Annotated in this window: 23 protein-coding genes; 13 read left to right on the forward strand and 10 right to left on the reverse strand. The window is 62.8% G+C overall.

The features are described 5' to 3' along the window. Positions 1 to 48: 48 nt before the first annotated feature. Positions 49 to 498, reverse strand: coding sequence for a D-aminoacyl-tRNA deacylase (gene dtd, locus MPZ60_RS22490; protein WP_034354751.1), 450 nt, complete (start codon positions 496 to 498; stop codon positions 49 to 51). After that, complete coding sequence (locus tag MPZ60_RS22495) at positions 495 to 1469, reverse strand: cation diffusion facilitator family transporter (RefSeq protein WP_034354754.1); 975 nt, start codon at positions 1467 to 1469, stop codon at positions 495 to 497. Before MPZ60_RS22495 ends, dtd begins: the two co-directional genes overlap by 4 nt. Positions 1470 to 1629: 160 nt before the next feature. On the opposite strand from MPZ60_RS22495, the gene MPZ60_RS22500 reads away from it, so the two are divergent. Genes MPZ60_RS22500 through MPZ60_RS22510 form a run of 3 tightly spaced genes read left to right on the forward strand, consistent with a single transcriptional unit; the run spans position 1630 to position 6429 of the window. Continuing rightward, positions 1630 to 3708: a bifunctional diguanylate cyclase/phosphodiesterase gene (locus MPZ60_RS22500; RefSeq protein ID WP_034354757.1), complete on the forward strand. Its 2079-nt coding sequence runs from the start codon at positions 1630 to 1632 to the stop codon at positions 3706 to 3708. Between the two features lie 45 nt (positions 3709 to 3753). Further along, positions 3754 to 5205 (forward strand): AMP nucleosidase, encoded by a 1452-nt coding sequence (locus MPZ60_RS22505; protein WP_034354761.1) that lies wholly within the window; start codon positions 3754 to 3756, stop codon positions 5203 to 5205. A gap of 9 nt (positions 5206 to 5214) precedes the next feature. After that, positions 5215 to 6429 (forward strand): GGDEF domain-containing protein, encoded by a 1215-nt coding sequence (locus tag MPZ60_RS22510; protein ID WP_034354763.1) that lies wholly within the window; start codon positions 5215 to 5217, stop codon positions 6427 to 6429. Between the two features lies 1 nt (position 6430). On the opposite strand, the gene MPZ60_RS22515 is transcribed toward MPZ60_RS22510, so the two are convergent. Then, positions 6431 to 8023 (reverse strand): GMC family oxidoreductase, encoded by a 1593-nt coding sequence (locus tag MPZ60_RS22515; RefSeq protein ID WP_242881957.1) that lies wholly within the window; start codon positions 8021 to 8023, stop codon positions 6431 to 6433. 196 nt (positions 8024 to 8219) lie between these two features. Here MPZ60_RS22515 and MPZ60_RS22520 point away from each other — a divergent pair, with 196 nt between their 5' ends. From MPZ60_RS22520 to MPZ60_RS22540, 5 genes are all read left to right on the forward strand, one after another. Further along, positions 8220 to 9068 carry a 3-hydroxybutyryl-CoA dehydrogenase gene (locus tag MPZ60_RS22520; RefSeq protein WP_003068696.1) on the forward strand — a complete coding sequence of 283 codons (849 nt, stop codon included), beginning with the start codon at positions 8220 to 8222 and terminating at the stop codon, positions 9066 to 9068. 75 nt (positions 9069 to 9143) lie between these two features. Beyond that, positions 9144 to 9959, forward strand: coding sequence for a crotonase/enoyl-CoA hydratase family protein (locus tag MPZ60_RS22525; RefSeq protein WP_034354769.1), 816 nt, complete (start codon positions 9144 to 9146; stop codon positions 9957 to 9959). Between the two features lie 21 nt (positions 9960 to 9980). Continuing rightward, the gene (locus tag MPZ60_RS22530; RefSeq protein WP_187771831.1) at positions 9981 to 11306 is read left to right on the forward strand and encodes a serine hydrolase; all 1326 of its coding nucleotides are present in this window, start codon (positions 9981 to 9983) and stop codon (positions 11304 to 11306) included. Between the two features lie 139 nt (positions 11307 to 11445). Beyond that, entirely contained in the window at positions 11446 to 11919 is a 474-nt protein-coding gene (locus MPZ60_RS22535; RefSeq protein ID WP_034354775.1) for a MarR family winged helix-turn-helix transcriptional regulator, read from the forward strand. A gap of 52 nt (positions 11920 to 11971) precedes the next feature. Next, positions 11972 to 12388 carry an organic hydroperoxide resistance protein gene (locus tag MPZ60_RS22540; RefSeq protein ID WP_034354779.1) on the forward strand — a complete coding sequence of 139 codons (417 nt, stop codon included), beginning with the start codon at positions 11972 to 11974 and terminating at the stop codon, positions 12386 to 12388. Here the strand turns inward: MPZ60_RS22540 and MPZ60_RS22545 are convergent. Next, on the reverse strand, positions 12385 to 13050 hold the full coding sequence (locus tag MPZ60_RS22545) for a 2'-5' RNA ligase family protein (RefSeq protein WP_034354782.1): 666 nt from the start codon (positions 13048 to 13050) through the stop codon (positions 12385 to 12387). The two genes, MPZ60_RS22540 and MPZ60_RS22545, sit on opposite strands and share 4 nt — an antisense overlap. Before the next feature lie 176 nt (positions 13051 to 13226). Here MPZ60_RS22545 and MPZ60_RS22550 point away from each other — a divergent pair, with 176 nt between their 5' ends. Continuing rightward, positions 13227 to 14261, forward strand: a complete 1035-nt coding sequence (locus MPZ60_RS22550) for a serine/threonine protein kinase (RefSeq protein ID WP_034354785.1) — start codon at positions 13227 to 13229, stop codon at positions 14259 to 14261. A gap of 22 nt (positions 14262 to 14283) precedes the next feature. On the opposite strand, the gene MPZ60_RS22555 is transcribed toward MPZ60_RS22550, so the two are convergent. Together MPZ60_RS22555 and MPZ60_RS22560 are read right to left on the reverse strand one after the other, a co-directional pair. After that, a complete protein-coding gene (locus tag MPZ60_RS22555; protein WP_165571702.1) occupies positions 14284 to 14736 on the reverse strand; it encodes a hypothetical protein in 453 nt (150 codons plus the stop codon). Between the two features lie 20 nt (positions 14737 to 14756). Then, positions 14757 to 15464, reverse strand: coding sequence for a TetR/AcrR family transcriptional regulator (locus MPZ60_RS22560; protein ID WP_034354790.1), 708 nt, complete (start codon positions 15462 to 15464; stop codon positions 14757 to 14759). Between the two features lie 120 nt (positions 15465 to 15584). Between MPZ60_RS22560 and MPZ60_RS22565 the strand changes: the two genes are divergently transcribed. After that, positions 15585 to 16802 carry an MFS transporter gene (locus MPZ60_RS22565; RefSeq protein ID WP_080746144.1) on the forward strand — a complete coding sequence of 406 codons (1218 nt, stop codon included), beginning with the start codon at positions 15585 to 15587 and terminating at the stop codon, positions 16800 to 16802. A 6-nt stretch (positions 16803 to 16808) separates the two neighbouring features. Here the strand turns inward: MPZ60_RS22565 and soxR are convergent, their stop codons facing one another. Next, positions 16809 to 17276: a redox-sensitive transcriptional activator SoxR gene (gene soxR, locus MPZ60_RS22570; RefSeq protein ID WP_003068674.1), complete on the reverse strand. Its 468-nt coding sequence runs from the start codon at positions 17274 to 17276 to the stop codon at positions 16809 to 16811. A 200-nt stretch (positions 17277 to 17476) separates the two neighbouring features. Here soxR and MPZ60_RS22575 point away from each other — a divergent pair, with 200 nt between their 5' ends. Together MPZ60_RS22575 and MPZ60_RS22580 are read left to right on the forward strand one after the other, a co-directional pair. Next, complete coding sequence (locus MPZ60_RS22575) at positions 17477 to 17965, forward strand: RidA family protein (protein WP_034354793.1); 489 nt, start codon at positions 17477 to 17479, stop codon at positions 17963 to 17965. A 23-nt stretch (positions 17966 to 17988) separates the two neighbouring features. Then, a complete protein-coding gene (locus MPZ60_RS22580; protein ID WP_052057601.1) occupies positions 17989 to 19197 on the forward strand; it encodes an MFS transporter in 1209 nt (402 codons plus the stop codon). A 115-nt stretch (positions 19198 to 19312) separates the two neighbouring features. Here MPZ60_RS22580 and htpG read toward each other — a convergent pair whose 3' ends face one another. The 3 genes from htpG to MPZ60_RS22595 all read right to left on the reverse strand — a co-directional run bounded on the left by htpG (position 19313) and on the right by MPZ60_RS22595 (position 24390). After that, complete coding sequence (gene htpG / locus MPZ60_RS22585) at positions 19313 to 21262, reverse strand: molecular chaperone HtpG (RefSeq protein ID WP_034354795.1); 1950 nt, start codon at positions 21260 to 21262, stop codon at positions 19313 to 19315. A gap of 329 nt (positions 21263 to 21591) precedes the next feature. Beyond that, on the reverse strand, positions 21592 to 23574 hold the full coding sequence (locus tag MPZ60_RS22590) for a pseudouridine synthase (RefSeq protein WP_242607416.1): 1983 nt from the start codon (positions 23572 to 23574) through the stop codon (positions 21592 to 21594). A gap of 84 nt (positions 23575 to 23658) precedes the next feature. Continuing rightward, entirely contained in the window at positions 23659 to 24390 is a 732-nt protein-coding gene (locus MPZ60_RS22595; protein ID WP_003068662.1) for a Crp/Fnr family transcriptional regulator, read from the reverse strand. A 226-nt stretch (positions 24391 to 24616) separates the two neighbouring features. On the opposite strand from MPZ60_RS22595, the gene MPZ60_RS22600 reads away from it, so the two are divergent. Further along, the gene (locus MPZ60_RS22600; RefSeq protein WP_034354799.1) at positions 24617 to 26554 is read left to right on the forward strand and encodes a long-chain fatty acid--CoA ligase; all 1938 of its coding nucleotides are present in this window, start codon (positions 24617 to 24619) and stop codon (positions 26552 to 26554) included. The last annotated feature ends 2 nt before the right edge of the window (positions 26555 to 26556 follow it).

Genomic DNA, 26556 nt, shown 5'->3' on the forward strand with positions numbered 1-26556 from the left:
CTCTTGTAGGAATCGTGGTGACGGATGGGGTCGCAGGCCCGGCTCTGCCTAGGTCTGCGGCTCCATGCGCATGGGAATGGTGACGGGCCCGTCATTGACCAGGTGCACCTGCATATCGGCGGCGAACTCGCCGGTCTGCACCTGAGCGTGGGCAAGCCTGGCCTGGTCCACAAAGTATTCGTAGAGGCGTCGGCCTTCGTCTGGCGCGGCGGCGGCGGTAAAACTGGGGCGATTGCCGCCTCTGGTGTCGGCCGCCAGCGTGAACTGGCTGACCACCAGCAGCCCCCCGCCAACGTCCTGCAGGCTTTTGTTCATCTTGCCGGCCTCATCGCTGAAGATGCGCAGCTTCAGCATCTTGGCCAGCAGCTTGTCGGCCTCGGCCTCGGTATCGCCGCGCTCGGCACAGACCAGCGCCAGCAAGCCCTGGTCGATCTGGCCCGTAATACGGCCGTCGACCTCCACGCGCGCCTGCTTGACGCGCTGAATCACACTCATCATGTACTCAAACCTTCCTTGGCCGCGCCCTGTGCTTCGCCGCCCTGCTCTCCATCGGCCACTTCACTGACCGTGTTCATACCCATGGGCAGCAGCTCGATGCGGGCATACAGGCCTGGAATGGCCTGCAGCAGCGCGGCTTCAATCTCCGAGCGCAATTGTGCCGCTCGCTGCACGCTCCACTGGCCGGGAACATGCATGTGGAAGTCCACAAAGCTGCGCTCCCCCGCCTGACGGCTGGAGATATTGTCAAAGCTCACCCCCTCGTTGCGCTTGGCATAGCCGTCCAGCAAAGTGTCAATCTTGAGACGCTGCGGCGCGTCCAGCGCCTGATCCATCAGTCCTTGCGAGGACTGCCAGACCAGTTGCACCCCTTGCACGCAGATATGCACAGCCACTGCCAGAGCCACCAGTGCATCCATCCACAGCCAGCCTGTCAAGGCGGCGGCCAGCAGACCCACCACCACGCCCACCGAAGTCCAGACATCGGTCAGCAGATGCCGCGCATCGCCCTCCAGCGCCATGGAGCGGTATTTGCGTGAAGAGCGCAGCATGACCCAGGCCAGCAGCCCGTTGAAGACGGTGCTGAGCAGCGACAGCATCAGGCCCCAGCTCAATTGCTCCAGTGGTTGCGGGTTCCACAGCCGCGACAGCGCCGCCCAGGCAATCGCCAGGCTCGCGCCTATGACCAGCACGCCTTCGAAACCGGCCGAGAAGTACTCCGCCTTGTAATGTCCATAGGGGTGCTCGGTATCCGCCGGTCGCTTGGCCACGGTCACCATGGTCAGTGCAAACATGGCTCCGGCCAGATTCACAAAGGACTCCAGTGCATCGGACAGCAGGCCTACCGAACCGGTCAGCCACCAGGCCAGAGTCTTGAGCACAATGGTGAGCAGCGCCACCACCACGGACAGGCGCAGCAAATTATGCGGCTGCAGCCATTGTGAATATGTTGAGACGTCAGATTTGGACATGTTCAGGTTCTACAGCCTCTATATCACCAAGTGCTTTGATGCTTCAATAGTCTTTGCAAGTTGTCTATAAAGCAACCCAGAATCCCTTATCGTGATGGACATGTCATGGTCGAGGCTGACCTGATTCCTATATAAATACTCCCAGAAAAAAGGGAGGCGCATGCCTGATACGTTGATAGCACAGCAACCGAGGGATGAGGACGCCATTCTTCGACTGGTGGCCGATACAGCGCCCGCTATGCTGGCCTATTTTGATGCCGACACACGCGCCTGTCGCTTTGCCAACGCGCGCTATGCAGAGCACTTTGGCCACACCATGCAAACCATAGTGGGCATGGATGTGCGTGACATTGTGGGCGAGCTGGTCTGGACACAGATCGAACCTTATCTGGACTCCGTGGCCGTCGACAACACTCAGACGCTGCGCTACACCCGCCAGGTCGAAAACGAGACTGGTCGGCTGCAACACATCGAGGCAGTGCTGCGCCCTCATGAGGAAAAAGGCGTACTCAAGGGCGTTGTGGCGCTGATGACCGATGTCAGCCACCACCATCTGGCGACACAGCAGATACGCGACAGCGAAGAGCGCATGCGCAAGTTCGCTGCCATCACCACCGAGGCCATCGTGCTGCATCGTGACGGCATCATCACGGACGGCAATGACGCACTGGCCCGGCTGGTTGGCTACTCGCTTGGCGAACTGCGCGGCACGCCGGTTCTCGATTACGTGGCACCTGAAGCGCGCCTGCGGGCGCTGCAGAACATGCGCAGCGAGCGAGAGGATCGCCTCGAGTCCGTGATCATTCACAAGAACGGCCAGCTAATCCCCGTAGAGATCGAGGCCTGCACCATGCCTGGAGAAAAGGACAGGCATCGCATCGTCCTGCTGCGCGACCTGACCGCAAGCCTTCAGACCCGACAGCACATGGACTATCTGACCCAGCATGACCTGCTGACACATCTGCCCAACCGAGCGCGTCTCAACCATCTGCTGGCCGATGCCATCGCCAGGGCTGCCGGCGAGCAATCACGATTGGCGGTGCTGTCACTGGACCTGGACCAGTTCAAGGCGGTGAACGATTCGCTCAGTCATCAGGCAGGGGATCTGCTGCTGTGCGAGCTTGCGAAGCGGCTCCGAAGCACTGTGGGTGCTCAGGACATCGTGGCCCGCACCGGCAGCGACGACTTTGTGGTCGTGCTGCCCGACAACCCCGGCCTGCTCGAGACCGAGGCCCTGCTGACGCGACTTCGGGCCACAGCTGAGGCGCCCTATCTGATCGAGGGTACCCAACTGGTGATTTCCGTGAGTGTCGGCATCGCCATGTATCCCAAGGACGGGAAATGTCCGGCGTCCCTGCTGAGCAATGCCGAGGCCGCCATGCAGATGGCCAAGAGTCGCGGCCGCAGCTTCTCCCAGTTCTACACTCCTGCGCTCGAAAGCCGGGCCACACGCATGCTGATGCAGGAGCAAATGCTGCGCAACGCCGTGGAACGCGGTGAGTTCGAGCTGCATTACCAGCCGCAGACCCTCATGCAGACGGGCGAGCTTTCAGGCTTCGAAGCCCTGGTGCGCTGGAAGCACCCGCACCGCGGCCTGGTCTCGCCCGACGAGTTCATCGGCTTTGCCGAAAACCGGGGGCTGATCGCAGCCGTGGACCGCTGGGTGCTCTATCAGGCCTGCCGTCAAGCCCGTGCCTGGCAGCAACAAGGCTTTCCCGCCATCCCCGTGGCCGTCAACCTGTCGGCACAGGAATTCCGCCAGCGCGATGTAGTCAAGGAAGTGGCGCAGGCACTGGCCGACACGGGGCTGGACGCCTGCTATCTGCACATCGAGGTCACAGAAACCACGCTGATGCTCTCGGGCAACCAGATGCAGCAGACTCTGCATGCCCTCAAGGCACTGGGCGTGGGACTGGCGATCGACGATTTCGGTACTGGCTATTCGTCTCTTGCCTACCTGCGCAAGCACCCCATAGACCGGCTCAAGATCGACCGCTCATTCGTGACCGATCTGCCCCACAACCCGGATGCGGCCGCCATTGTCAATGCCATCGTGCAGATGGGCCGTAGCCTGCATCTGGAGATTCTGGCCGAAGGTGTGGAAAGCACTGAACAGCTGCAACTTCTGAGAGAGATGGGCTGTGCCATGATGCAAGGGTTTCTCGTGTCAGCGCCATTATCTGCCGAGCAAGCCTCGGCATGGATGTCGCAACACTGTCAACTGCTACAAAGACAATAGTGCATGGCCTCGAATACACCGACACCCTCTCATAAAAGCAGCAGCATGTTTCATACGGATGCCCCTCAGGCATTGGCCCATGTGCAGCAGCTGTACCGCGAGCAAATCGACCATCTGCGAGCTGCCATGCAGCGTTTCGTGGCAGGTGAAACTCCGGCCGCGCCCATTCATGCCTACTACCCGTTTGTACGCATCAAGACCACCACGGTGGCGCAAGCCGATACCAAGCTGACCTACGGCTTTGTGGAAGGCCCAGGCACCTACGAGGCCACGCTGACCCGGCCCGACCTGTTTGCCAGCTACTTCGGCGAGCAACTGCGCCTGCTGATCCTGCACCACCAGGTCCCCATCGAAGTAGGCCTCAGCGACAAGCCCATCCCGATTCATTTCTCGTTCGCCGACAACGACCATATCGAAGGTTCGCTCTCGCCAGAACGCCGCATGCTGATGCGTGATGTGTTCGATCTGCCCGACCTGGAATCCATGGACGACGGCATCGCCAACGGCACCTGGCGCGCGGCGGCCGGCGAGGCCCTGCCTCTGTCGCTGTTCACCGCCCCGCGCGTGGATTACTCGCTGCATCGCCTGCGCCACTACACAGGCACGGCCCCCGACTGGTTTCAGAACTTCGTGCTGTTCACCAACTACCAGTTCTATATCGACGAATTCATCCGCCTGGGCCACGCCGAAATGGCCAAGGAGGACAGCGAATACATTGCCTTTGTCGAACCCGGCAATGTGGTGACCCGCCGTGCCGGCCTGCCCGCGGAAGCCGTCGACGAACTCGGCACGGCGCCGCCGCGCCTGCCGCAGATGCCAGGATACCACCTGGTGCGCGCAGACAATAGCGGCATCACCATGGTCAATATCGGAGTGGGCCCGGCCAATGCCAAGACCATCACCGACCACATCGCCGTACTGCGCCCTCATGCCTGGATGATGCTGGGCCACTGCGCGGGTCTGCGCAACAGCCAGCAGCTGGGCGACTATGTGCTGGCCCACGCCTATGTGCGTGAAGACCATGTGCTGGACGAAGAGCTTCCTCTATGGGTGCCGATTCCTGCGCTGGCCGAGATCCAGGTCGCGCTGCAGCAGGCCGTGGCCGATGTCACGCAGATGGAGCGTGCCGATCTCAAGCGCATCATGCGCACCGGCACCGTGGCCAGCACCGACAACCGCAACTGGGAACTGCTGCCTGACAACCTGCCCCAGCGCCGCTTCAGTCAGAGCCGAGCCGTGGCGCTGGATATGGAGTCGGCCACCATTGCCGCTAACGGCTTCCGCTTCCGCGTGCCCTATGGCACCTTGCTGTGCGTGAGCGACAAGCCGCTGCACGGCGAGATCAAGCTGCCTGGCATGGCCAACCATTTCTATCGAGAGCGTGTGGACCAGCACCTGCGCATCGGCATGCGTGCCGTCGACATACTGCGCGAAGGCGGCTCCGACCGCCTGCACAGCCGCAAGCTGCGCAGCTTTGACGAAGTGGCCTTCCAGTAAAGCCCAGCCATGCCGGAAACCGACCAGTTTTCCATGACATTGATGGTGGCCGTCAATTTGATGACGGTCGCTTTTGCACTGCCATGGTTTATGGGTCAGCAAATGAGCCGGGCGACCAGAAATGCTCAGCAATTCCTGCTTTTGCAGGGGCTGGCCTGGTTGCTCGTCTTCTGCGCCGGGCATGTACTCCCCTTCACATGGAATGCGCTGCTGTCGATATCCAGTGCCGCGGCTGCAACCGGCGCACTGTGGCAGCTGCATAAAGCACTCAAGGGTTGGCTTGGACCTCGCAACAAGATACTCACCCGCTCCCTGGCCTTGCTGTGCCTGCTGACACTTGCGGGCGTGCTGGTTCTGATCGAAAGCAAGCCCTACCGGTTGGCTTGGTTCAATATCAGCTACGGCTTGAGCCTTGTCACTCTGGTCTGCCTGACCTTATCGCCGCAAACCAACTCGGCCACGGCCTGGCGTTATCTGCTATTGGGTGCTGGCCTTTGCATCGCAAGCATTCTGCTCATACGCGGCTACTTCACCTTGAACGCTCCTTGGCTGCGCAGCTTTGCAGAGGAACCCAGCCCACATATGCTGCTTTCGTGGCTGATCCCCATAGGTTCCGCCATTTTTTTCGTATCGATCCTGATGGCCTGCCGTGACGAAGAAGTCCGCCAGCGATCCGCAAACGCACCAGAAGACAGTCTGACCGGCCTGCCGCTGCGCCAGGCCATCAAGAACCAGGCCCGCTTCATGCTGAACAGAGCTCGACGCGAAGGCCTGCCGCTGGCCTTGATTCTGATCGACATGGATCACTTTTCGCGGGTCAACAGCCGCCATGGCTATCAGGCCGGAGACGCGGCGCTGCAGCTCATGTCACGCACTCTGCGAAAGCAGATGCGCGGCGACGAGGTCGTGGCCAGATGGCAGGGTGAATCCTTTTGCCTGCTGATTCACGCCGATCAATTGGGTGTCAGGTCGCTGCTGACTCGCATCCAGTCCGCATTCCAGATCGGCGCGCAGTACGAACTGCAGATGGACCTGGACTTCAGCGCGGGTTGCGCCCTGGTCCCCTCGGCCTGGAAGAGCCTGAGCCTCAACGAGCTGGCCAGCCATGCCGACACCGCCCTGCAACAAGCCAAGAATCAGGGCCGGGGAAGGGTCGAATGCACCACTCTGACGCCTCCGCCCGGCGAGGATCATGCCCCCTCCGACCTGGCTCCGCTGACCTGAGTCAGCACTCGGCCTTGATCAGATCTGCCGCCTTCTCGGCAATCATGATGGTCGGCGCATTCGTATTGCCGCTCACGATGCGCGGCATGACCGATGCGTCGACCACGCGCAGCCCTTGCACGCCATGCACCCGCAAGCGTGCATCGACCACATCCTTCACGCCAGGCCCCATGCGACAGCTTCCCACAGGGTGATAGATGGTGTCGGCGTAATTGCGGATGAACTGCTCGATCTCCGCATCGCTGCGCGCCTGTGCCGAATACTCCAGCTCCCGTCCCTCGAAACGAGCCAGCGCAGGTTGCCCGAGAATTTCGCGCATGCGGCGTACGCCGCGCACCAGGCGCTGCATATCGTCGGCCTCGGCAAAGAAGGCAGGGTCTATGAGCGGCATGGCTCTGGCATCGGCAGAGGCCAGCTTCACGCTGCCCCGACTCCTTGGCTGCAGCAGACAGACATGGCAGGAGTAACCGTGGCCCAGCATCGTCTTGCGACCGTGGTCGACCAGCTTGCCCACCACAAAATGCAGCTGCAGATCGGGCGCACGCTCCTGCGGCCCGCTGCGGATAAAGCCGCCGGCCTCGGCAAAGTTGCTGGTCAGCATGCCCCGGCGCTCACGGCGCCAGCGGCCCATGCCCTGCCAGACATTCCTGAGGCCGGCAAACGACAGGCCAAAGCTGTCCATCATCTGCGGGCCGTCCACCACCTGCACCACATCGGGGTGGTCATGCAAATGCTCGCCCACACCGGGGAGGTGATGCACGACATCAACGCCTGTTTGCTGCAGATGCTCGCCCGGCCCTATGCCCGAGAGCATCAGCAGCTGCGGCGACTGCAGCGCCCCGGCACAAAGCAAGACCTCGCGCCGGCAGCGTAGCTGCCGGGTCTGACCACCCTGCACATACTCCACTCCGACAGCTCGGCGACCTTCCATCAGTACCCGCAGCACCTGCACACCGGTCAGGATTTCCAGATTGGGCCTGCTGCCGCGCACCGGCTTCAGATAAGCCTTGGCCGCACTGCAGCGCTCGCCCTTGTGATGCGTGACCTGATACAGACCCACGCCCTCCTGAGCGGTGCCGTTGAAGTCGAGGTTGTGCGCATGACCGGCCTGCACGCCTGCGCGCACAAAGGCCTGGGCCAGCGGGTTCGGATCGCAGAGATCGGAGACATGCAAAGGGCCGCTGGCACCATGCAGCGCATCCGCGCCGCGCGTATTGCATTCGGCCTTCAGAAAATAGGGCAGAACATCGCTCCAGCCCCAGCCTGGATTACCCTGGGCGCTCCAATATTCGTAATCCGCAGGCTGGCCGCGCAGATAGATCATGGCATTGATGGAGCTGGAGCCGCCCAGCACCTTGCCGCGCGGCTGGTAGCCCCGCCGGCCATTGAGGCCGGTCTGCGACACCGTGCTTATGGCCCAGTTGAAGTTTTTCTGCTTGGCCATCAGCGCCAGCCCTGCCGGGCAGTGGATCAGCACGCTTTTGTCTTCGCCACCCGCCTCCAGCAAGGTCACGGTGACCTGCGGGTTCTCGCTGAGCCTGGCTGCCAGAACCGCACCAGCGGAGCCGCCTCCCACCACCAGATAGTCACGCACCTCCGCCCTCCTTTTGCCGCAAATTCTGACCAGAGGTCTGCAGCAGCGAAACGAGGAAAAACACGGTCGTGCAGAAAAAACTGTCATCGTGATGACTCCTAACACGCCAACCATGCCCGACTAGGGTCAAACCCGGTCAGAACCGGGATAACATTTTCCTGTTCAACCGCGCACTCAACTGAATGGAGACAAAAAGATGGCAATCCAAACCGTAGGCATCATCGGCGCCGGCACCATGGGCAACGGCATCGCGCAGGCTTGCGCCGTGTCGGGCATCGACGTGGTGATGGTGGATATCTCCGAGGCCGCCGTGCAAAAAGGCCTGGCCACCGTGGCCGGCAGCCTGGACCGCCTGATCAAGAAGGAAAAGATCAGCGAAGCCGACAAGAACGCAGCGCTGGCACGCATCAAGACCTCGACCAGTTACGACGATCTGAAGTCGGCACAGCTGGTGATCGAAGCCGCCACCGAGAACTACGAGCTCAAGGTCAAGATCCTCAAGCAGCTCGATACCCTGCTGGCACAGGACGTGATCGTTGCAACCAACACCTCGTCCATTTCCATCACCCAGCTGGCAGCTGCCACGCAGCGTGCCGACAAGTTCATCGGCATGCATTTCTTCAACCCCGTGCCCATGATGGCCCTGGTGGAGATCATCCGCGGCCTGCAGACCAGCGACGCCACCCACGATGCCGTCAAGGCCCTGTCGGAAAAACTGGGCAAGTCGCCCATCACCGTCAAGAACGCTCCCGGCTTTGTGGTCAACCGCATTCTGGTGCCCATGATCAACGAGGCCTTCCAGGTGCTCAGCGAAGGCACGGCCTCGGCCGAGGACATCGACGCCGGCATGAAGCTGGGCTGCAACCAGCCGATTGGCCCGCTGGCCCTGGCCGACATGATTGGTCTGGACGTCTGCCTGGCCGTGATGGAGGTCTACCTCAAGGAATTCGGCGACAGCAAGTACCGCCCCTGCTTCCTGCTGCGCGAAATGGTGGCCGCCGGCCGTCTGGGCCGCAAGACCGGCCAGGGTGTTTACACCTACTAAATCGCCGGCCTTCAGGTCTTGTGCGCGACTGCGGCGGCTGCGACAGCCGTCTAAGGTTGCAGCAGGAGACCTGCCATGCAAATCGACCATCCCAGCCCTCCGCCCGAGGGCTGCATTTCTTGTGAAGTCCGCGGCCATGTGCTGCTGATAGGCATCAACCGCCCGGCCAAGCGCAATGGCTGGACGCCGGCCATGTTCCAGCAACTGGCAGAGGCCTATACCCGGCTCGACGACGAGCCAGAGTTGCGCGTGGGCCTGCTCCATGCGTTCGGTGAACATTTCACGGCGGGACTGGATCTGCCTGTCATCGCCGAGTTCATGAAAAGCGGCCAGAAGGTCATCCCTGCAGGTCTCGTGGAGCCTCACGACTATGGCCTGCCCGGCTACCGCCGCCGCACCAAGCCCATGGTCGCCGCCGTCAAGGGCATCTGCTTTACCGTCGGCATAGAGCTGATGCTGGGCGCCGATATCGTCGTCGCTGCCGACAGCAGCCGCTTTGCACAGATGGAAGTACAGCGCTGCATCATGCCCACGGGCGGCGCCACGCTGCGCATGCCCGAGCGCGCCGGCGTGGGCAATGCCATGCTGCATCTGCTGACCGGCGACGCCTTCGATGCAGCCGAAGCCTTGCGCTGCCACTTTGTGCAAAAAGTCGTGCCTGCAGGCCAGGAACTGGAAGAGGCTTTTCGCATTGCCGAGCGCATTGCCGCCCAGGCGCCGCAGGCCGTGGTGGCCACACGCCTCAATGTCCTCAAGGCCATAGAGCTGGGCCAGGCCGCCGCCGTGGCCGATTTCATCCCCGTGCAGCAGCGCCTGGCCAGCAGCGAGGACGCTGCCGAAGGGGTGTGTTCCTTTATCGAGAAACGCCCAGCACGTTTTACCGGTCGTTAATCCCAAGTCCAAGAGGTGATGATGAGTTTGAAGTCTTTTACGCGCAAAACGCTTGTGCCACTTGCGCTAACAGCTATGGTTTCTGCAGTCCATGCACAGGCTGCCGCTCCCGCATTGCCCGACCCGGCCAGCACCAGCGTGCAGGCCATGGGCTGGATGCAGGGCTTTCCGCCCGCAGCCGACAAGCTCATCACCTTCGACAACCCCCTGGGCAATACCTTTCCACGCAATCGCTGGACCTTCTCGCATATCCGCGAAATCACGCCCACGGCCAATGTCTGGCGTGGCCCTGGCTCGCCCAGCGCCCTGCGCTCGGCTCCGGTCGACATCGAGCAGGTGCGCTTCAAGGTCATGGGCACCGGCGAGGAACTGAGCTTTGTCCAGGCACTGGATCGCAACTACACCGATGGCATTCTGGTCATGCACAAGGGCCGCGTGATCTATGAGAAATATCTGGGCGCGCTGGAGCCGCAGCGCCCGCACCTGGCCATGTCGGTCACCAAGTCCTTTGTCGGCACCCTGGCCGCCCTGCTGGCCCATGAAGGCCTCATCAAGCCCGAGGCACCGGTGACCGACTATCTGCCCGAGATGAAGAACACCGCCTATGGCGACGCCACGGTGCGCCAGGTGATGGACATGACGATTGGCGTGAAGTACTCCGAGAACTACGCCGATCCCAAGGCCGAAGTCTGGGACTACGCCCGCGCCGGCGGCATGATGCCCCAGGGCAAGGACTATGCAGGGCCCAGGAGCTTCTATGAATTTCTGCAGACCCTGCAGAAAGAGGGCGAGCATGACCAGGGATTTGCCTACAAGACAGTCAACGCCGAAGTCCTGGCCTGGATCGTGCGCCGCGCCAGCGGCAAGCCTCTGGCCCAGTTGCTGTCCGAGCGCATCTGGAGCCGCATCGGTGCCGAGCAGGACGCCTACTTCATGGTGGATCGCATAGGCACGGAATCGGGCGGCGGCGGGCTCAACACCACGCTGCGCGACCTGGCCCGCTTCGGCGAGCTGATGCGCAACGAAGGCCGCGCCACCAGCGGCCAGCAGGTGCTACCCAGGGCCGTGGTTCAGGACATTCGCCGCGGCGCCGACCCCGCCAAGTTTGTGAAGGCCGGTTATGCCACGCTGCCCGGCTGGTCGTATCGCAATATGTGGTGGGTCTCGCACAATCCCAACGGGGCCTATATGGCGCGCGGCATTCACGGTCAGGCCATCTACATCGACCCCAAGGCCCAGATGGTGGTGGTGCGCTACGCCTCCCACCCGATTGCAGGCAACGCAGGCATAGACCCGACCAGCCTGCCCATGTACCAGGCTCTGGCCGATGCACTGACCACCCGTTAGGCTCGAGACAGCTTCAGCCGCGACAGGCTCCGTGAGCGGAGCCTGTTTGCATTGCTCCGGACCTCTGCACTGCCTCCTTTGGCTTGGTTGCTTGCAAATTAAATTGCACACAATTTAATTGTCTGCAATAATTCAACACATGCGATCCGATGACAACCTTCTCCCCGACAGCTCCGAGCTGCTGCGCCTGGACAATCAGGTCTGCTTTGCGCTGTACTCGGCATCGCTGGCCATGACCAAGCTCTACAAACCCTTGCTGGATGCCATAGGCCTGACTTACCCTCAGTACCTGGTCATGTTGTTGCTCTGGGAAGGCGACCAGCTCACGGTCTCGGAACTGGGTGAACGTCTTTACCTGGATTCAGGCACGCTGACGCCCTTGCTCAAGCGACTGGAGAGCGCAGGCCTGCTGGCACGCCAGCGCGATGCACAGGACGAGCGCCGCGTGCGCATCGCCCTCACGGATACCGGCCGGGCACTACGCGCCGAAGCCGAAAAAATACCTGCCTGCGTGCTTCAGAGCACGCAGTGCACCCTGCCCGAACTGCAGGCCCTCACGGGCCAGCTCGGCACACTGCGCGCACGGCTTGCGCCGCGCCGCAGCCACTCCTGACGATTTCCTCCACCCGCCCGCATTGCCGGGCAATCTCGCAAAGGAAGACACCATGGCCCAACTCGACAAGGTTCTCTACACCGCCCACGCCCACACCACCGGCGGCCGCGAAGGCGCTTCGCGCACCGATGATGGCCGCCTGGACATCCAGCTGAGCTCGCCCGGCGGCGCCGGCAAGGGCACCAACCCTGAGCAGCTGTTTGCTGCCGGTTACTCCGCGTGCTTTATCGGCGCCATGAAGGCCGTGGCCGCTCGCCAGAAGCTGACCCTGCCTGCCGACCTGTCGGTAGACGCAGAAGTCGATCTGGGCCCCGTGGGCGAAGTGTTCGGCATCGCCGTGCGCATGAAGATCAGCCTGCCCGGCATGGACAAGGCTGCGGCCCAGCAACTGGTGGACGCCGCTCACAAGGTCTGCCCCTACTCCAACGCCACGCGCGGCAATATCGGCGTGACGCTGACCATCGCCTAAAGCGGCTCAGGCCACAGGGCACCGGGCGCTGCAACATAGCGCCCGGTGTCCAGTTCGAAGACGCCTTCAAGCGTCAGCGGCCCGGCAATATCGGCCGCCGCATAGCGGGCCAGCGCCAACTCCCTTACCTCGAAGACCGGCAAGTCCTGGATCAGTGCCAGCAACTTGTCCACAGCCTCTCGCAGTGGCAGCCGTCTCGCATAGTGGCCCAGGGTCACATGGGGTACATAGCGCCAGCCCGGCGCGGGCTCCATGGGCACCAGCGCCTTATGCAGGCGCTGCAAGCATTCCTGCCCCCGGCCGACGCCCAGATAAGGCACGGTGGTGAAGCTGCCAGCCCCCGCGACTTGCACGGCAAAAGGGCGCAGCCGCAGGCTTTGCAGCATGGCGACATCGGCGCGCAGCGCCAGCCGGTCATATTCCCGCGCCACATGCTCGTCCCCTCCCCCACACAGCCCCCTATAGGCCAGCGTGATATGCGGCTGGCGCGCATGGCGCGGCAACAGGGCATCACCGAGTCTGGATCTGGCGTGCTGCAGCAAGGACTCCAGGTCAGGGCCTTGCAGCATCACCACCCAGACGGCGCACCAGGGGCAGCCTTTGTGCCACTCGGCAAAATCCCGGTCCTCACAGGGCTGTGAAAGTTCTTCGCTCTCTTGCATGCGGGCAGTGTGCCAGCTTCGGCCACATGCACGGCACCAGGACAGTTTTCCCATTTTTCAGACCACCAAGCCTGGCCTGTCAAATGGATACCGCTATCAGATCAAAAGCAATCTTGTCGGCGTATGCGCAACCCCGTCCGACCCGGACTGGCCTGTTTGGGCCTGACAATGCAGGGATGAGCGATACACAAGACCCCTCTCACCCCTATGCGGACCTCACGCCGGACTGCGTGATCGATGCGCTGTGCAGCACGGGCCTTGTGCCGGACGGACGGCTGACGGCGCTGAGCTCCTATGAAAACCGCGTCTATCTGGCCCATCAGGACGAGGGCGACAAGGTCGTCGCCAAGTTCTACCGCCCCGGCCGCTGGAGCCGCATCCAGATCGAGGAAGAGCACGCCTTCTCCCAGGAGTTGGCGGACGGGGAAGTTCCCGTGGTTGCGCCGCTGGTGCTGCAAGGGCAAACCGTGCATGAGCATGCGGGCTTTCTGTTCAGCATCAGTCCCTGGCGCGGCGGGCGCCGCCCCGAGCTGGACGACTGGGAGGTGCTGGAATGGACAGGCCGCTTTCTGGCCCGCATCCACACCGTGGGTGCCGCTCGGCCCTTTGAGCATCGTCCGGCGCTGAACCTGAAAAGCTTCGGCTACGAATCCATGCACTATCTGCTCGAACATGAGGTCGTGGCGCTCGAAGTGCGCAGCCGCTGGCAGCAGGCTTGCGACAAAGCTCTCTCATTAATAGCACCATCCGCTGACGGATTAAGCGCTGCAGGCCATTTTGGCCTGCATTCTGCAACGCAGATTCGCCTGCATGGCGACTGCCACCCGGGAAACATTCTCTGGACGCCACTGGACGACGAAGGCCATGGCGGCCCGCATTTCGTCGATCTGGACGATGCGCGCAGCGGTCCAGCCGTGCAGGATCTGTGGATGCTGCTCTCGGGCGACCGGGGCCAGCAGACGCAGCAGCTGTCGGCCCTGCTCGAAGGCTATGAGCAGTTCCGTAGCTTCGACCGGCGCGAGCTGGCGCTGATCGAGCCGCTGCGCACCTTGCGCCTGCTGCATTACAGCGCCTGGCTGGCGCGCCGCTGGCAGGATCCGATCTTTGCCATCAACTTCCCATGGTTTGGCAGCACCGACTACTGGCAGGGTCAGGTGGACATGCTGAACGAACAGATCGAAGCCATGCAGCAGGAGCCGCTCTACGCCTAAGGCGGTCCATGCCTGCAAAGAGCTAGCAGCGCCCCTGCAAACGGCATTCGGGCACGAGCTGCCCACGTGCATCGCGCCATTGCACGGCATCGCCGCTCTGTGCGGGGGCCGGCGGCGGCGCGGGCTGCGCCTCTGGTGTCTGCGGGCGATTGGGGTCATGCAGCACGGTGGAGGACCCCACCCCGACACCCACGCTGGCACCGCCCACACCGGTGGAAGCGCCGACACCGGCACTCCCCAGCACCTGCCCGCGCTGATTGACGCCTACGCCCACACCGACAGGCCCGACGCCCGTGCCGACGCCTGCGCTGAGACCGCCGCTGCCAAGGCCCACGCCCACGGAAAACGGCCCCACCGGAATCCCGACGCCCACGCCAGCTCCTACGGAGCCGCAGGCGGGCAAGGCCAGCACCAGAGCAGCGGCACAGACCGTGCTCAGGATTCTGTGATGACCGGGTTTTATGGTGACTGGCATGGAATTCATCTCACTGACTCTCACTGACGTTTGACAGCCGCATTGTCACCCGCCGTGACCGCAAAAAGGTTATCAATCAGTAGCTCGACCAGTGGCTTGAGTGCCAGCTTCTGCGAGCCCTCGGAAGCCAGCAGGTTGTTGTGCACCAGCGCCATCCAGAACGGGCTGGCCAGCAACTGGGCACTGCGGCTGACCGAGCGGGTCTTGAGCTCCCCCTCTTTCACGGCCAGCGCCAGCAAGTCCTGCACATAGTTCTGCCAGGCATCAAAAGCCAGCTCTTTGTACAGTCTGGCCAGCTCGGGCGCATGCCGTGCCTCGCTGAGCACCAGACGTGCCAGCATGCCGCGCTCGCTGCTCTCGACCGCCTCCAGCGTCGGCAGCAGACTGCGGCGCAGAAAGGCACGCACCGTCTCGCTTTTTCGACGCTTGAGCGGCCGGTAGACGGCCGAATGCCGCAGCGCATGCTCCACCACGCCCCGCAGCAGCTCATCCTTGGATGGGTAGTAGAGATACAGCGTGCCCTTGGCCACCTGCGCGCGGCAGGCGATGCGCTCCATGGTGCTACGGGCCACGCCGCACTCCACGAACTCGGCCAGCGCGGCCTCCGCGATCTGCTGACGGGTCTGCGCTGTCTTGTCGAGACTCGGGCCACGCGTGCGCCGCTGACGCTTTGCCACTGTGCCGATATCCGGGTCTGCACAAGGGGCTGCCGTCGCAACATCCGCCATGCTCTGAAATCCTTTTCTAGAATTCATAAAATTGACCAATTAGTCATTTTTAATAATTTTAAGCCAAGCCGACTTGCCCGCACCGGGCATGCGGATGACTGCTCCACCAAAGCCTTCCCAATGCAATCCCGTCTGAGTCCCTATGCCTGGGTCTGCTTTTCCATGTGCGTCGGCGTCATGGGAACGGCGCTTGCCAGCCCGCTCTACCCGCTCTACCCGCTCTACCAGCAGGCCTGGGGGCTGCAGCCCAGCCATATCACGCAGATTTTCGTGACCTATATGCTGGGCGCCTTGATCAGCCTGCTGTTTCTGGGCCGCCTGACCAACCTCTTCGGTTTTCTCAAAGTGCTGCGCCTGGGACTGATGGTGATGACCGTGGGCGTCATCGGCTCGGCCCTGTCCTGGAATGCCTGGAGTCTGGGCGCCTCCCGCTTCATCATCGGCCTGGCCTCGGGCCTGATCACCACCTCGGCCTCCATAGGCATGACCCAGCTCAACAACAAGGGCGACCTGCAGCGTGCGGCTGCGACCACCAGCCTGACGATTGCCTTCGGCTTCGGCCTGGGACCCGTGGTTGGCGGCCTGATGGCGCAATGGGTGCCCCACCCGCTGGTCAGCAGCTATCTGCCGCCCATCGCACTGAGCTTTCTGGGCATCCATGCGCTGTTCAAGGTCCAGCTACCGGCGGCCAGTGCGCCCGTCCACAACGCTCCCGGCCTGACACTGAAAGATGTTCTGCCCAGCATTTCCCAGCCGCGCAAGCCTTTTCTCTACCACTATGCGCTGGGCTGCATGGCGGCGTTTTCTGCCTTCGGCATGTTCAGCCTGTTTGCCGCCATGGCCCCCAGCTTCATGGCCCAGATGCTGCCCTGGCACGGACCGGCAGTCTCGGGTCTGTCCATCGGCGTCATCCTGTTTCTGTCGGCCGGCATTCAGCTCATCGCCCGACCCTACCCCACCAAGCGACTGATCATCATCGGCTTCTTCGCCCTGGCGACGACCAATGCCCTGCTGGTTCTCAATCTGTTTGCCGGCTCGCCATGGCTGTTCGCTCTGAGTGTGCTGAGCATGTCCTGCGGTCATGCACTGTGCAATCTGTCGGGCATGGCCGTGGTCAACAAGGTCTCCAAGCCCGCCAACCGCACGGGCCTGCTGTCCACCTATCTGGTCGTGGGCTATGTAGGCACCATCGTCCCCATCCTGGGCATGGGCTGGTTGTCCGACCATATCGGGCTGACAGGCGCACTGATAGCCTTCTGTGCCAGCCTGGGCCTGCTGTCGGCACTGCTTGGCATCATCAGCGCAAGGGCACGCGTGCTGCCCGTTCCACGCCAGTAGGCCCGGCTATCTGAAATGCGGGCCGGCTCCCTGCGCCGCAAGACAGTCATGGTCGTTGCGCAGCGGGCATGCCTGCAGAGACAGGCAACCGCAGCCTATGCAGGAATCGAGCTGATCCCTGAGCTGGGTCAGCATGGCAATGCGTGCATCGAGCTGTGCCTGCCAATGCAAGGACAGGCGACTCCAGTCGGCCTTGCCGGGTACGCGGTTGGCCGGCAGATGGGCCAGTGCCTGCGCGATCTCGGCCAGGGGTACGCCCATGCGCTGGGCCACCTTGATCACGGCCACGCGTCTCAGCACCGCTCGTGCATAGCGACGCTGATTGCCTGCGGTGCGCGCACTCTCGATCAGGCCCTGCTTCTCATAGAAATGCAGGGCCGATACCGCCACCCCGCTGCGGCTGGCGACCTCTCCCACACTGAGATCCGGCATTCCCTCAGCCTCGGCCACCAGGCCGCTGCCGCATCCATTCATATCACCAGCCTCTTCGCACTGCACAGTCATCTCCCGTTGCTTCCCTTTGTCCCTGCCTGGCCGCCATGACCGCAATCCTGTGTGGTCATACAAACCTCTTGACCTCAAGCTTAGTTGAGGTTGAACAATTCCAGCGGCTTCCGGAACAAAGGCCTGCTGCTGGCGGGCCCTGCCGGACCAGCCTTGCCTGAAAGACTTTCATGGACGCCAAGCCCAGTTTCATTGCCCCTGCCCCGCAACCGTGCTATTTGCAGCCCGCCGGTCTTTATGACAGCCTGCCCAATGGCTACACCCATGTGGTCACCGTCCAGGAGCCGCTGCACTGGCTCTTCGTCTCGGGCCAGGGCGGAGAAAACGCCCTGGCCGAGCTGCCAGACAGCTTTGCCCTGCAAGCTGCGCAGGCTCTGGCCAATATCAAGACCGCCCTGGACGCCGGTGGCGCGGACATGGGCCATGTGCTCAAGCTCACTGTGCTCATCGTCGATCATTCGCTGGAGCGCTTCGAGCACTGGCAAAGCGCCGTGAGACAGCATTGGGGCAGCGGCGAGGCCGGCGACAAGCGGCCGCGCTTTCCGGCCTGCACGCTGATTCCCGTGCCCAAGCTGGCCCTGCCCGGCATGCTGATCGAGGTGGAGGCCACGGCGGCCCTGCCCATGGCGGTGGGCGCCAAAGCCGCCACTCCCGCCTGACACCCTGCACACCTGAACGCCTCATGAAAACCACAACACCAGCGGCCACTACCGCCCTATCCAGAACCACCTTGCTGCTCATGGCCACGGCCTGCGGTCTGTGCGCCGGAGCCAATTACTTCAACCAGCCCTTGCTCAACTCCATGGTCCAGCATCTGCACATCAGCGATGCCCAGGCCTCCAGCACCGTGACCATGGCCCAGGTCTCCTACGGCCTGGGCCTGCTGTTTCTGGTTCCGCTGGGCGATATGCTGGAGCGCCGCCGCCTGGTTCTGACGCTGATGCTGCTAGCCGCCTGCGGCATGCTGCTCTCGGGTATCAGCGGCCTGGCAGGCAGTTTTGCGCTGCTGGCTGCCGGCACGCTGATGGCCGGTGTCTTCTCGGTGGCCGCCCAGGTACTGGTGCCCATGGCGGCCACCTTCGCCGCCCCCGGCACCAGCGGCCGCGCCGTAGGGCTGGTCATGAGCGGCCTGCTGATCGGCATTCTGGCCTCGCGCAGCGTGGCGGGGATTCTGTCCGATCTGGGCGGCTGGAGCACCGTCTACTGGGCAGGTGCCATCGCTACGGCCTTCATGGCTCTGCTGCTGGCACGTGCCTTGCCCAAGGCGGCTCCCGCCGCTCCCGTCAGCTATGGTGAAGTCATGAAGTCCCTGGGGGACTTGTTGCGCCGACATCCGCGCCTGCGCAGCCGCGCGCTGATTGGCGGCACCGGCTTTGCCACCGTGAGCGTGCTGTTCTCCACCATGGCGCTGCTGCTGGCCGGGCCGGGCTTTGAACTCTCGGATCTCATGATCGGCCTGATCGGCATCGTGGGCATTGCCGGCGCACTGATGGCCAATGTGGCAGGCCGCATGGCCGACAAAGGGCTGGAGCAGTCCACCACGCTGGCCGGCGCCATTCTGATGCTGCTGGGCTGGCTGTGCCTGTGGCTGGGCGGCAGCAGCCTCTGGTGGTTCATGCTGGGCCTGCTGGTGGTTGACGGTGCCTTGCAGGCCCTGCACATCAGCAACCAGAACGTGGTCTATGCATTGGCACCCGAGGCCCGCTCGCGCATCAATGCCGTCTATATGACCACGTACTTTCTCGGCGCCTCCCTCGGCTCGGCACTGGGCTCGTGGGCCTGGCTGGCACATGGCTGGGCCGGCACCAGTCTCATGGGCGGCCTGCTGGGCCTGTTCACCCTGGCCATGGTGCTCTGGGATCGCAGCCTGCTTGCACGTTCACGCAGCTAATCAATTTTGATAGCTGGTTGCTACCTACCCATAAGCGATATAGCCAGAAATCATGAAAAAAAATCCCCGCAGAGCCACCACTCTGCGGGGATTTTTATCGGGGTAACCGAACCGCTCAGGCCAGCAGCGCGTTCACACGCTTGACATAAGCAGCAGGATCTTCGGGCATGCCGCCTTCGGCCAGCACGGCCTGATCGAACAGAATCTGGGCCAGATCGTTGAAGTGGACGGAGCCGTCGAGCTTCTTGACCAGGGCGTGATCGGGGTTCACTTCCAGCACGGGCTTGGACTCGGGCGCGGCCTGGCCGGCCTGCTTGAGCAGTCGGGCCAGTTGCAGGCTCATGCCGCCGTCGCTGACCACCAGACAGGCGGGCGAGTCGACCAGGCGACTGGTGGCACGCACGTCTTCGGCACGGTCCTTGAGTGCTTCCTTGAGCTTGGCCAGCACGGGCTTGAAGGCTTCGGCAGCTTCCTCGGCGGCCTTCTTCTCTTCCTCGTTCTGCAGCTTGCCCAGATCCACGGCACCCTTGGCCACGGACTGCAGCGGCGTTCCGTCAAAGTCGTGCAGATAATTGAGCGCCCACTCGTCCACGCGATCGGTCATCAACAGGACTTCGATGCCCTTCTTCTTGAACACTTCGAGCTGAGGGCTGTTCTTGGCCGCAGCCAGGGTGTCGGCCGTGATGTAGTAGATCGCGTCCTGACCCTCCTTCATGCGAGCCTTGTAGTCGGCAAACGAGGTGTTCAGGCCCTCATGCGTGGTGGTGGCAAAGCGCAGCAGCTTGGCAATGCGTTCCTTGTTGCCGAAGTCCTCGCCCAGGCCTTCCTTGAGCACGGCGCCGAACTCGTTGTAGAACTGCGTGAACTTGCCTTCCTTGGCCTTGTCCTCTTCGCTGACGACATCCTGCACGCCATCGGCAGCCTCGGCCGCAGCTTCGTGCCTGTCGTGCCGTGCCAGGTCTTCCAGCATCGACAGCACGCGCTTGGCCGAGCCGTCGCGGATCAGGCGTACATCGCGGCTTTCCTGCAGCAGCTCGCGGCTCACGTTCAGCGGCAGGTCGGCAGAGTCGATCACGCCCTTCACAAAACGCAGATACTGCGGCATCAGCGCCTCGGCATCGTCCATGATGAAGACGCGCTTCACATAGAGCTTGATGCCGGCATGCTTGTCACGCTGGTACAGGTCGAACGGGGCCTTGGCGGGGATATAGAGCAGCTGCGTGTACTCGGTATTGCCTTCGACGCGGTTGTGGCTCCAGGTCAGCGGGTCCTCGAAGTCATGGCTGATGGCCTTGTAGAACTCCTTGTACTGCTCTTCCGTGATGTCCTTCTTGGCGCGGGTCCACAGGGCGCTGGCCTTGTTCACGGTTTCCCATTCGCCGGTCTTGACCATCTCGCCGGGCTGATCGTTCTCGCCTTCCTTCCACTCTTCCTTTTCCATCAGGATGGGCAGGCTGATGTGGTCGGAGTATTTGGAGATGACCTGCTTGAGCTTGTAGCCGTTGAGAAACTCCTCGGCGTCCTCACGCAGGTGCAGGATGATGCTGGTGCCGCGCTGGGCGCGTTCGATCTGCTCGATCTCGAAGTCGCCCGTGCCGCCGCTGATCCAGCGCACGCCGGCCGATGCCGGAGCACCGGCGCGGCGGGTTTCCACGGTGATCTTGTCGGCCACGATGAAGCCTGAATAAAAGCCCACGCCGAACTGACCGATCAGTTGCGAATCGGCCTTCTGGTCGCCGCTGAGCTTTTCCATGAAGGCCTTGGTGCCGCTCTTGGCAATCGTGCCCAGATTGTCGATGGCCTCCTGCTCGCTCATGCCGATGCCGGTATCGGTGATGGTCAGCGTCTTGGCAGCCTTGTCGAAGGAAACGCGCACTTCCAGCTCGGGCTGATCGCCGTAGAGGCTGGCGTCGCCCAGCGCTTCAAAGCGCAGCTTGTCGCAAGCATCCGAAGCATTGGAGATCAGCTCGCGCAGGAAGATTTCCTGGTTGGAATACAGCGAATGCGTGACCAGGTGCAGCAGTTGGGCCACTTCGGCCTGGAAGGAATGGGTTTGCTTTGTCATGTCTTTGTGAGCGAAAAACTGAAATCAAAAGCCGCCCGGAGATCCTCTCAAGGCGATTCGCAGTCATAGCTAGGGCCTGCCCCTGATATTTCAAGGGCTATTCGGGCAAGAAAAAAGCGCAAGCACTTGTTCAAAAAGAATAGCCACTTGCGCTTATCAATAAAGGGCCAGAGGCCAATTTCACTCAAAATTCGACACACCCCACAACCAGAGACAGCGAGCAAGGGCCTGGGCGGCCCCGCCGCCCCGCACCGAGGGTGTCGTCCCCCTCCCATAGCGCGCAGCGCGTAGAGAGAGAGGGGGAAGCCGCAAAGCGGCTCAGGGGGAGCTTAGAAACTCTCGTGTGGAGCCAGATAGCGCCATTGGCCGGTGGGCAGATTGCCCAGGGTCACGCCGCCGATGCGGATGCGCTTGAGGCCCACGACCTTGAGGCCGACCTGCTCGCACATGCGGCGAATCTGGCGCTTCTTGCCTTCGGTCAGCACAAAGCGCAGCTGCTCGGGGTTCTGCCAGTCCACCTGGGCCGGCTTGAGCGGCTGCTCGTCCAGCGACAGGCCGTGACGCAGCAGAGCCAGCTTTTCCTCTGGGAAGACGGACTGCACATCCACGTCGCGATCGCCGAAGGTCACTCGCACCAGGTATTCCTTGTCGACTTCCGAGTCCTCGCCAATGATCTGGCGCGCCACGCGGCCGTCCTGCGTCAGCACCAGCAGACCCACGGAGTCGATGTCCAGACGACCGCAGGGAGCCAGGCCCTTGAGCTGGCTGAAGTTGAAGCGCGTCTTGCTGCGGTCTTCGTTCCAGCGGTTCTCGTTGGTGATCAGCACCACGGCGGGCTCATGGCCGTCCTCGGCCTGACCGCTGACATAGCCCATGGGCTTGTTCAGCAGGATGGTGACCTGCTGGTCCTGGCGTTCCTGAGCCTTCTGGTCGATCTCGATCCTGTCGCCGGGCACCACGTTCTGACCCATGGTTGCGACTTCGCCATTGACCGTGACCCAGCCGTTTTCCACCCACTCATCGGCTTCGCGACGCGAGCACATGCCCATGTCGGCAATTCGCTTGTTAATGCGAATGGCACCGGGACGGTCGTCCTGGCGCGCTTCGGCTTCGGGAGCACGCTTGACGGGAATCGCACGGTCCGAGCCATCGGCTGCGGGGCGATAGGTGCGAATACCGGTGGTGGGGCGACGGGTCGCCTCCGACACAAACGAGCCGGGGATATGGCGCTTCTCAGGCTCGCTACCGCGCTCGTCGCGGCGTTCACCACGGCGCTCGTCGTTGCGGCGGTCATCACCGCGACGGGCATCCCCGCGGCGGTCGTCACGATCAAAGGAGCGGCCTTCGGGACGGTCACCGTAGCCACGGTTCTGCGGACGATCACCAAAGTCGCGGCCTTGCGGGCGATCGCCACCACGGCGCTCGCCATCACGGGGCTGGTATTCACGGCGTTCGCCACCTTCGGAGCGGTCTGGGCGACCATAACCACGGCTTTGCGGACGGTCACCAAAGTCACGACCTTGAGGACGCTCATCGCGGCGGCCTTCAAAGCGATCACCGCCACGACGTTCGCCGTCGCGTGGACGGAATTCACGGCGCTCGCCACCTTCGGAGCGCTCAAAACGGCCCTGGTCGGGACGGCCAAAACCGGACGAACGTGGACGGTCACCAAAGTCACGGCCGCCTTGCGGGCGGTCATCACGGCGGTCGTCACGGGGGCGGAATTCACGGCGCTCGCCACCTTCGGAACGCTCGAAGCGGCCCTGGTCGGGGCGACCAAAACCGGACGAACGTGGACGGTCACCAAAGTCACGGCCGCCTTGAGGGCGGTCATCACGGCGGTCGTCACGGGGACGGAACTCGCGGCGCTCGCCGCCACGCTCGCCACCGCGATCACCATCACGCGACTCGCCATAGGGGCGGAAACCACGGTCACCGCCGCCAAAGCGGCGCTCGCCGCCTTCATCGCGATCGGTGCGGGGGCGGCGCTCATCGCGCTGCGAGAAGCCGCCGCGACGTTCACCGTCGTCACGAGCAGGGCGGCCGCCATCGGGACGACCAAAGCCTGAAGCGCGGGGGCGCTCGTCGCGCTCACGCTGAGGGCGGGCGCCACGTTCGCCACGCGGGCCTTCACTACGCGGGCCGCGATCGGTACCGCCAGCGGGCCTGGAGCCACGGGCTGCCGCAGGCTTTTCGGCCTTGGCTGGCTTGGCCGGTGCACGCAAAACAGGGCGCGCCGACGAGGAATCAGAGGGCGCGGAGGATTTGCCAGCACCAGGGGCGCCGGACTCTTTAGGAGGTTTGACTGACATTTGGGCGTAATTGTCTCGCGACGCGCGGGCGCGAGGCGAGAGTTATCCACAATTCCAGCGCGGAGCTAGGTTATAGGACGTCCCTCAGGCAAGCGCCTTGCGCGACGCACAGAACTCACCATGCCGCAGCGCTTCCAGGTCCAGTACGCGCAGGCCGCCATACTCGATCTGGATCACGCGCTCGCGCTGCAGCACAGACAAGGCCTCGTTCACACGCTGACGTGACAGGCCGACCAGATTGGCCAGCTCCTGCTGGGTGATGCGCAGAATCTGCCCCACGCCGGGATAGAGCAAGGGGTTGAACAAGGCGGCCAGAGTACGCGCCACGCGCAGATCGGGGTTGCTCATGCGGTCGATCTCGCGCGCCGCGATGAACTGGCCCAGGCGCTCGTTGAGCTGGTTCATCACAAAACGGTTGAAACCTATGGAGTGATCCAGCAGCCAGTGGAACATGTCTATGGGCAGGCCACCCACAACCGTCTTGCGGATGGCCTGCACGTTGTAGCGATAGGGCTCACGCTTGATGACCGTTCCCTCACCAAACCAGCCGCCGGGAGGCAGGCCGGCCAGCGTCATGCTGACTCCGTCGGCGCTTTCGGTGTTCATCTTGAGCAGGCCGTCGACCACGCCAAACCAGTAGGTAGGCGGGCGACCGGTGCGGCAGACATAGTCACCCGGCTCGGCATCGCCGACGAGCAGCACGCGTGCCACGTTTTCACGCTCTATGGGCAACAGAACGGGCCACCAGGGAATGCCATCGAGTTCTGAGCTCAAAGGCTTGCGCCGCCTTTGATGCAGGGACAGTTCTTGACTCATGCCCAGAAGCATTGCCAAAGCCGCGCTGGCGCAACAGCGGGATTTCCACGAGGCAGCAAATGCGCCATTTTCAGCAGCATTTGTTACAGCGGATTTTCACTATGCAGGCTTTCCCTCAAATTGTCGTCAAACAGACATCCTGACGTCAAAGTCACTCATAGCATGTCTGCAAGACTTTCGTGAAGGGTAGCCGCGGCGGCTCCAACCCCAACCAAGAGGATCAGGCATGACAACCACGTTCCCGCAACTGCTGCTCAAGCACGCGACAGAACGCCCCGATGCGCCCGCCCTGCGCGAAAAGGAGTATGGCATCTGGCAAACCTGGAGCTGGCGCGAAGCCGCACAGACCGTACGCCACATGGCCTGCGGCCTGCGCGCGCTGGGGCTTGAAAGTGGCCAGAACCTGGCGTTCATCAGCGATAACCGGCCTCATGTCTACATGGGCTTTCTGGCCGTTCAGGCCTGTGGCGCAGTGCCCATTCCGCTGTACCAGGATGCCGTGGCCGCCGAGATGCGCTTTGTGATGGAGGACGCGGAGATCGCGTTCGCCTTTGCCGAGAACCAGGAACAGGTGGACAAGTTGCTGGAAGTACGCGAGAGCGTGCCAAGCATTCGCCACATCATCTATGACGACCCGCGCGGCCTGCGCAAATATGACCAACCCGGACTCATCAGCACCGATGAGCTGCTGGCCAAGGGCAAGGAATGGGATGCACGGCACGCAGGAGCCTATGAGGCCATGCTCCAGGCCGTCTCGCCCGACGATGTCTCGGTCATCCTCTACACCTCGGGCACCACGGGCAAGCCCAAGGGGGTGTGCCAGACCCACGCCAGCTTTGGCGAATCTGCCCGCGGCGGCGTGCAGACCGATGGCCTGAATGCTTCGGACAATGTGATCTGCTATCTGCCGCCGGCCTGGGTGGGAGACCATCTGTTCTCGTTTGCGCAATGGCTGGTGGCGGGCTTCACCATCAACTGCCCGGAATCCGCCTCGACCATCGCCATCGACCTGCGCGAGATCGGACCCAGCTACTACTTTGCTCCGCCGCGCATATTCGAGGGCATGCTGACCTCGGTTTCCATTCGCATGGAAGATGCCTCGCCGCTCAAGCAATGGATGTATGCCAAGGCCATGGAGGTGGCACGTCGCGTAGGCTCGGACATTCTGGACGGCAAGAACGTCAGTGCCATGGATCGCCTCAAATACCAATTGGGCAGCTTGTTCATCTACGGACCGCTGCGCAATGCTCTGGGCCTTTCGCGCATCCGCGTGGCCTATACGGCAGGCGCTGCCATCGGCCCCGAGCTGTTTCGCTTCTTCCGCTCCATCGGAATCAACCTCAAGCAGCTCTACGGTCAAACCGAAACCTGTGCCTATGTCTGCCTGCAGCGCGACCGCCAGGTGGAACTCTCCAGCGTGGGCCAGGCGGCTCCGGGCATCGAGCTCAAGATTGCCGACAACGGCGAGGTGCTGGTCAAGGGTGTGTCCGTGCTCAAGGAGTACTACAAGCGCCCCGACGCCACGGCAGAGGTGATCGACGCCAGCGGCTACTTCCATACCGGCGATGCCGGCGTGATCGATGCCAACGGTCAGCTGCGCATCATCGACCGCGCCAAGGATGTGGGCAAGACCAGCCGCGGCGCCATGTTCGCGCCCAACTACATAGAGAACAAGCTCAAGTTCTTCCCGCATATCAAGGAAGCCGTTTGCTTCGGCCATGGCAAGGACGAGGTCTGTGCCTTCATCAACATCGACTACGAGGCCGTGGGCAACTGGGCCGAGCGCCAGGGTCTGCCCTACGGCGGCTATGTGGACCTGGCCAGCAAGGCCAAGGTGCTGGAGCTGGTGGCCGACTGCATAGACAAGGTCAACGCCGACTTGGCCAGCGAGCCCGGCATGGCCGACACCCAGGTGGCGCGCTTTCTGGTGCTGCACAAGGAGCTGGACCCCGATGACGACGAGCTGACCCGCACCCGCAAGGTGCGCCGCAACTTCATCGCCGACAAGTACGGCGTGCTGGTGGAGGCGCTCTACACCGGCAAGCAGCAGCAGTTCATCGAGACCCTGGTGAAGTTCGAGGACGGCCGCACGGGCAGCGTCAGCGCCACGCTGACCATCGTCGAAGCCAAGCTCCACCCGGCTTCGGCCAAGGCTGCTGCCTGAGA

The sequence above is a fragment of the Comamonas sp. 7D-2 genome (assembly GCF_022749555.1).
Classification (GTDB): domain Bacteria; phylum Pseudomonadota; class Gammaproteobacteria; order Burkholderiales; family Burkholderiaceae_C; genus Comamonas; species Comamonas thiooxydans.

What these genes read in the sequence shown, in the direction of transcription:
- MPZ60_RS22525 (WP_034354769.1), top strand. Translation starts at nt 9,144, where the DNA reads ATGCAAATCGACCATCCCAGCCCTCCGCCCGAGGGCTGCATTTCTTGT.
- MPZ60_RS22500 (WP_034354757.1), top strand. Translation starts at nt 1,630, where the DNA reads ATGCCTGATACGTTGATAGCACAGCAACCGAGGGATGAGGACGCCATT.
- MPZ60_RS22595 (WP_003068662.1), bottom strand. Translation starts at nt 24,390, where the DNA reads ATGAGTCAAGAACTGTCCCTGCATCAAAGGCGGCGCAAGCCTTTGAGC.
- MPZ60_RS22540 (WP_034354779.1), top strand. Translation starts at nt 11,972, where the DNA reads ATGGCCCAACTCGACAAGGTTCTCTACACCGCCCACGCCCACACCACC.
- MPZ60_RS22530 (WP_187771831.1), top strand. Translation starts at nt 9,981, where the DNA reads ATGAGTTTGAAGTCTTTTACGCGCAAAACGCTTGTGCCACTTGCGCTA.
- MPZ60_RS22505 (WP_034354761.1), top strand. Translation starts at nt 3,754, where the DNA reads ATGTTTCATACGGATGCCCCTCAGGCATTGGCCCATGTGCAGCAGCTG.
- MPZ60_RS22535 (WP_034354775.1), top strand. Translation starts at nt 11,446, where the DNA reads ATGCGATCCGATGACAACCTTCTCCCCGACAGCTCCGAGCTGCTGCGC.
- MPZ60_RS22510 (WP_034354763.1), top strand. Translation starts at nt 5,215, where the DNA reads ATGCCGGAAACCGACCAGTTTTCCATGACATTGATGGTGGCCGTCAAT.
- htpG (WP_034354795.1), bottom strand. Translation starts at nt 21,262, where the DNA reads ATGACAAAGCAAACCCATTCCTTCCAGGCCGAAGTGGCCCAACTGCTG.
- MPZ60_RS22600 (WP_034354799.1), top strand. Translation starts at nt 24,617, where the DNA reads ATGACAACCACGTTCCCGCAACTGCTGCTCAAGCACGCGACAGAACGC.
- soxR (WP_003068674.1), bottom strand. Translation starts at nt 17,276, where the DNA reads ATGAATGGATGCGGCAGCGGCCTGGTGGCCGAGGCTGAGGGAATGCCG.
- MPZ60_RS22565 (WP_080746144.1), top strand. Translation starts at nt 15,585, where the DNA reads ATGCAATCCCGTCTGAGTCCCTATGCCTGGGTCTGCTTTTCCATGTGC.
- MPZ60_RS22550 (WP_034354785.1), top strand. Translation starts at nt 13,227, where the DNA reads ATGAGCGATACACAAGACCCCTCTCACCCCTATGCGGACCTCACGCCG.
- MPZ60_RS22590 (WP_242607416.1), bottom strand. Translation starts at nt 23,574, where the DNA reads ATGTCAGTCAAACCTCCTAAAGAGTCCGGCGCCCCTGGTGCTGGCAAA.
- MPZ60_RS22575 (WP_034354793.1), top strand. Translation starts at nt 17,477, where the DNA reads ATGGACGCCAAGCCCAGTTTCATTGCCCCTGCCCCGCAACCGTGCTAT.
- MPZ60_RS22555 (WP_165571702.1), bottom strand. Translation starts at nt 14,736, where the DNA reads ATGCCAGTCACCATAAAACCCGGTCATCACAGAATCCTGAGCACGGTC.
- MPZ60_RS22560 (WP_034354790.1), bottom strand. Translation starts at nt 15,464, where the DNA reads ATGGCGGATGTTGCGACGGCAGCCCCTTGTGCAGACCCGGATATCGGC.
- MPZ60_RS22495 (WP_034354754.1), bottom strand. Translation starts at nt 1,469, where the DNA reads ATGTCCAAATCTGACGTCTCAACATATTCACAATGGCTGCAGCCGCAT.
- MPZ60_RS22580 (WP_052057601.1), top strand. Translation starts at nt 17,989, where the DNA reads ATGAAAACCACAACACCAGCGGCCACTACCGCCCTATCCAGAACCACC.
- MPZ60_RS22520 (WP_003068696.1), top strand. Translation starts at nt 8,220, where the DNA reads ATGGCAATCCAAACCGTAGGCATCATCGGCGCCGGCACCATGGGCAAC.
- dtd (WP_034354751.1), bottom strand. Translation starts at nt 498, where the DNA reads ATGATGAGTGTGATTCAGCGCGTCAAGCAGGCGCGCGTGGAGGTCGAC.
- MPZ60_RS22545 (WP_034354782.1), bottom strand. Translation starts at nt 13,050, where the DNA reads ATGCAAGAGAGCGAAGAACTTTCACAGCCCTGTGAGGACCGGGATTTT.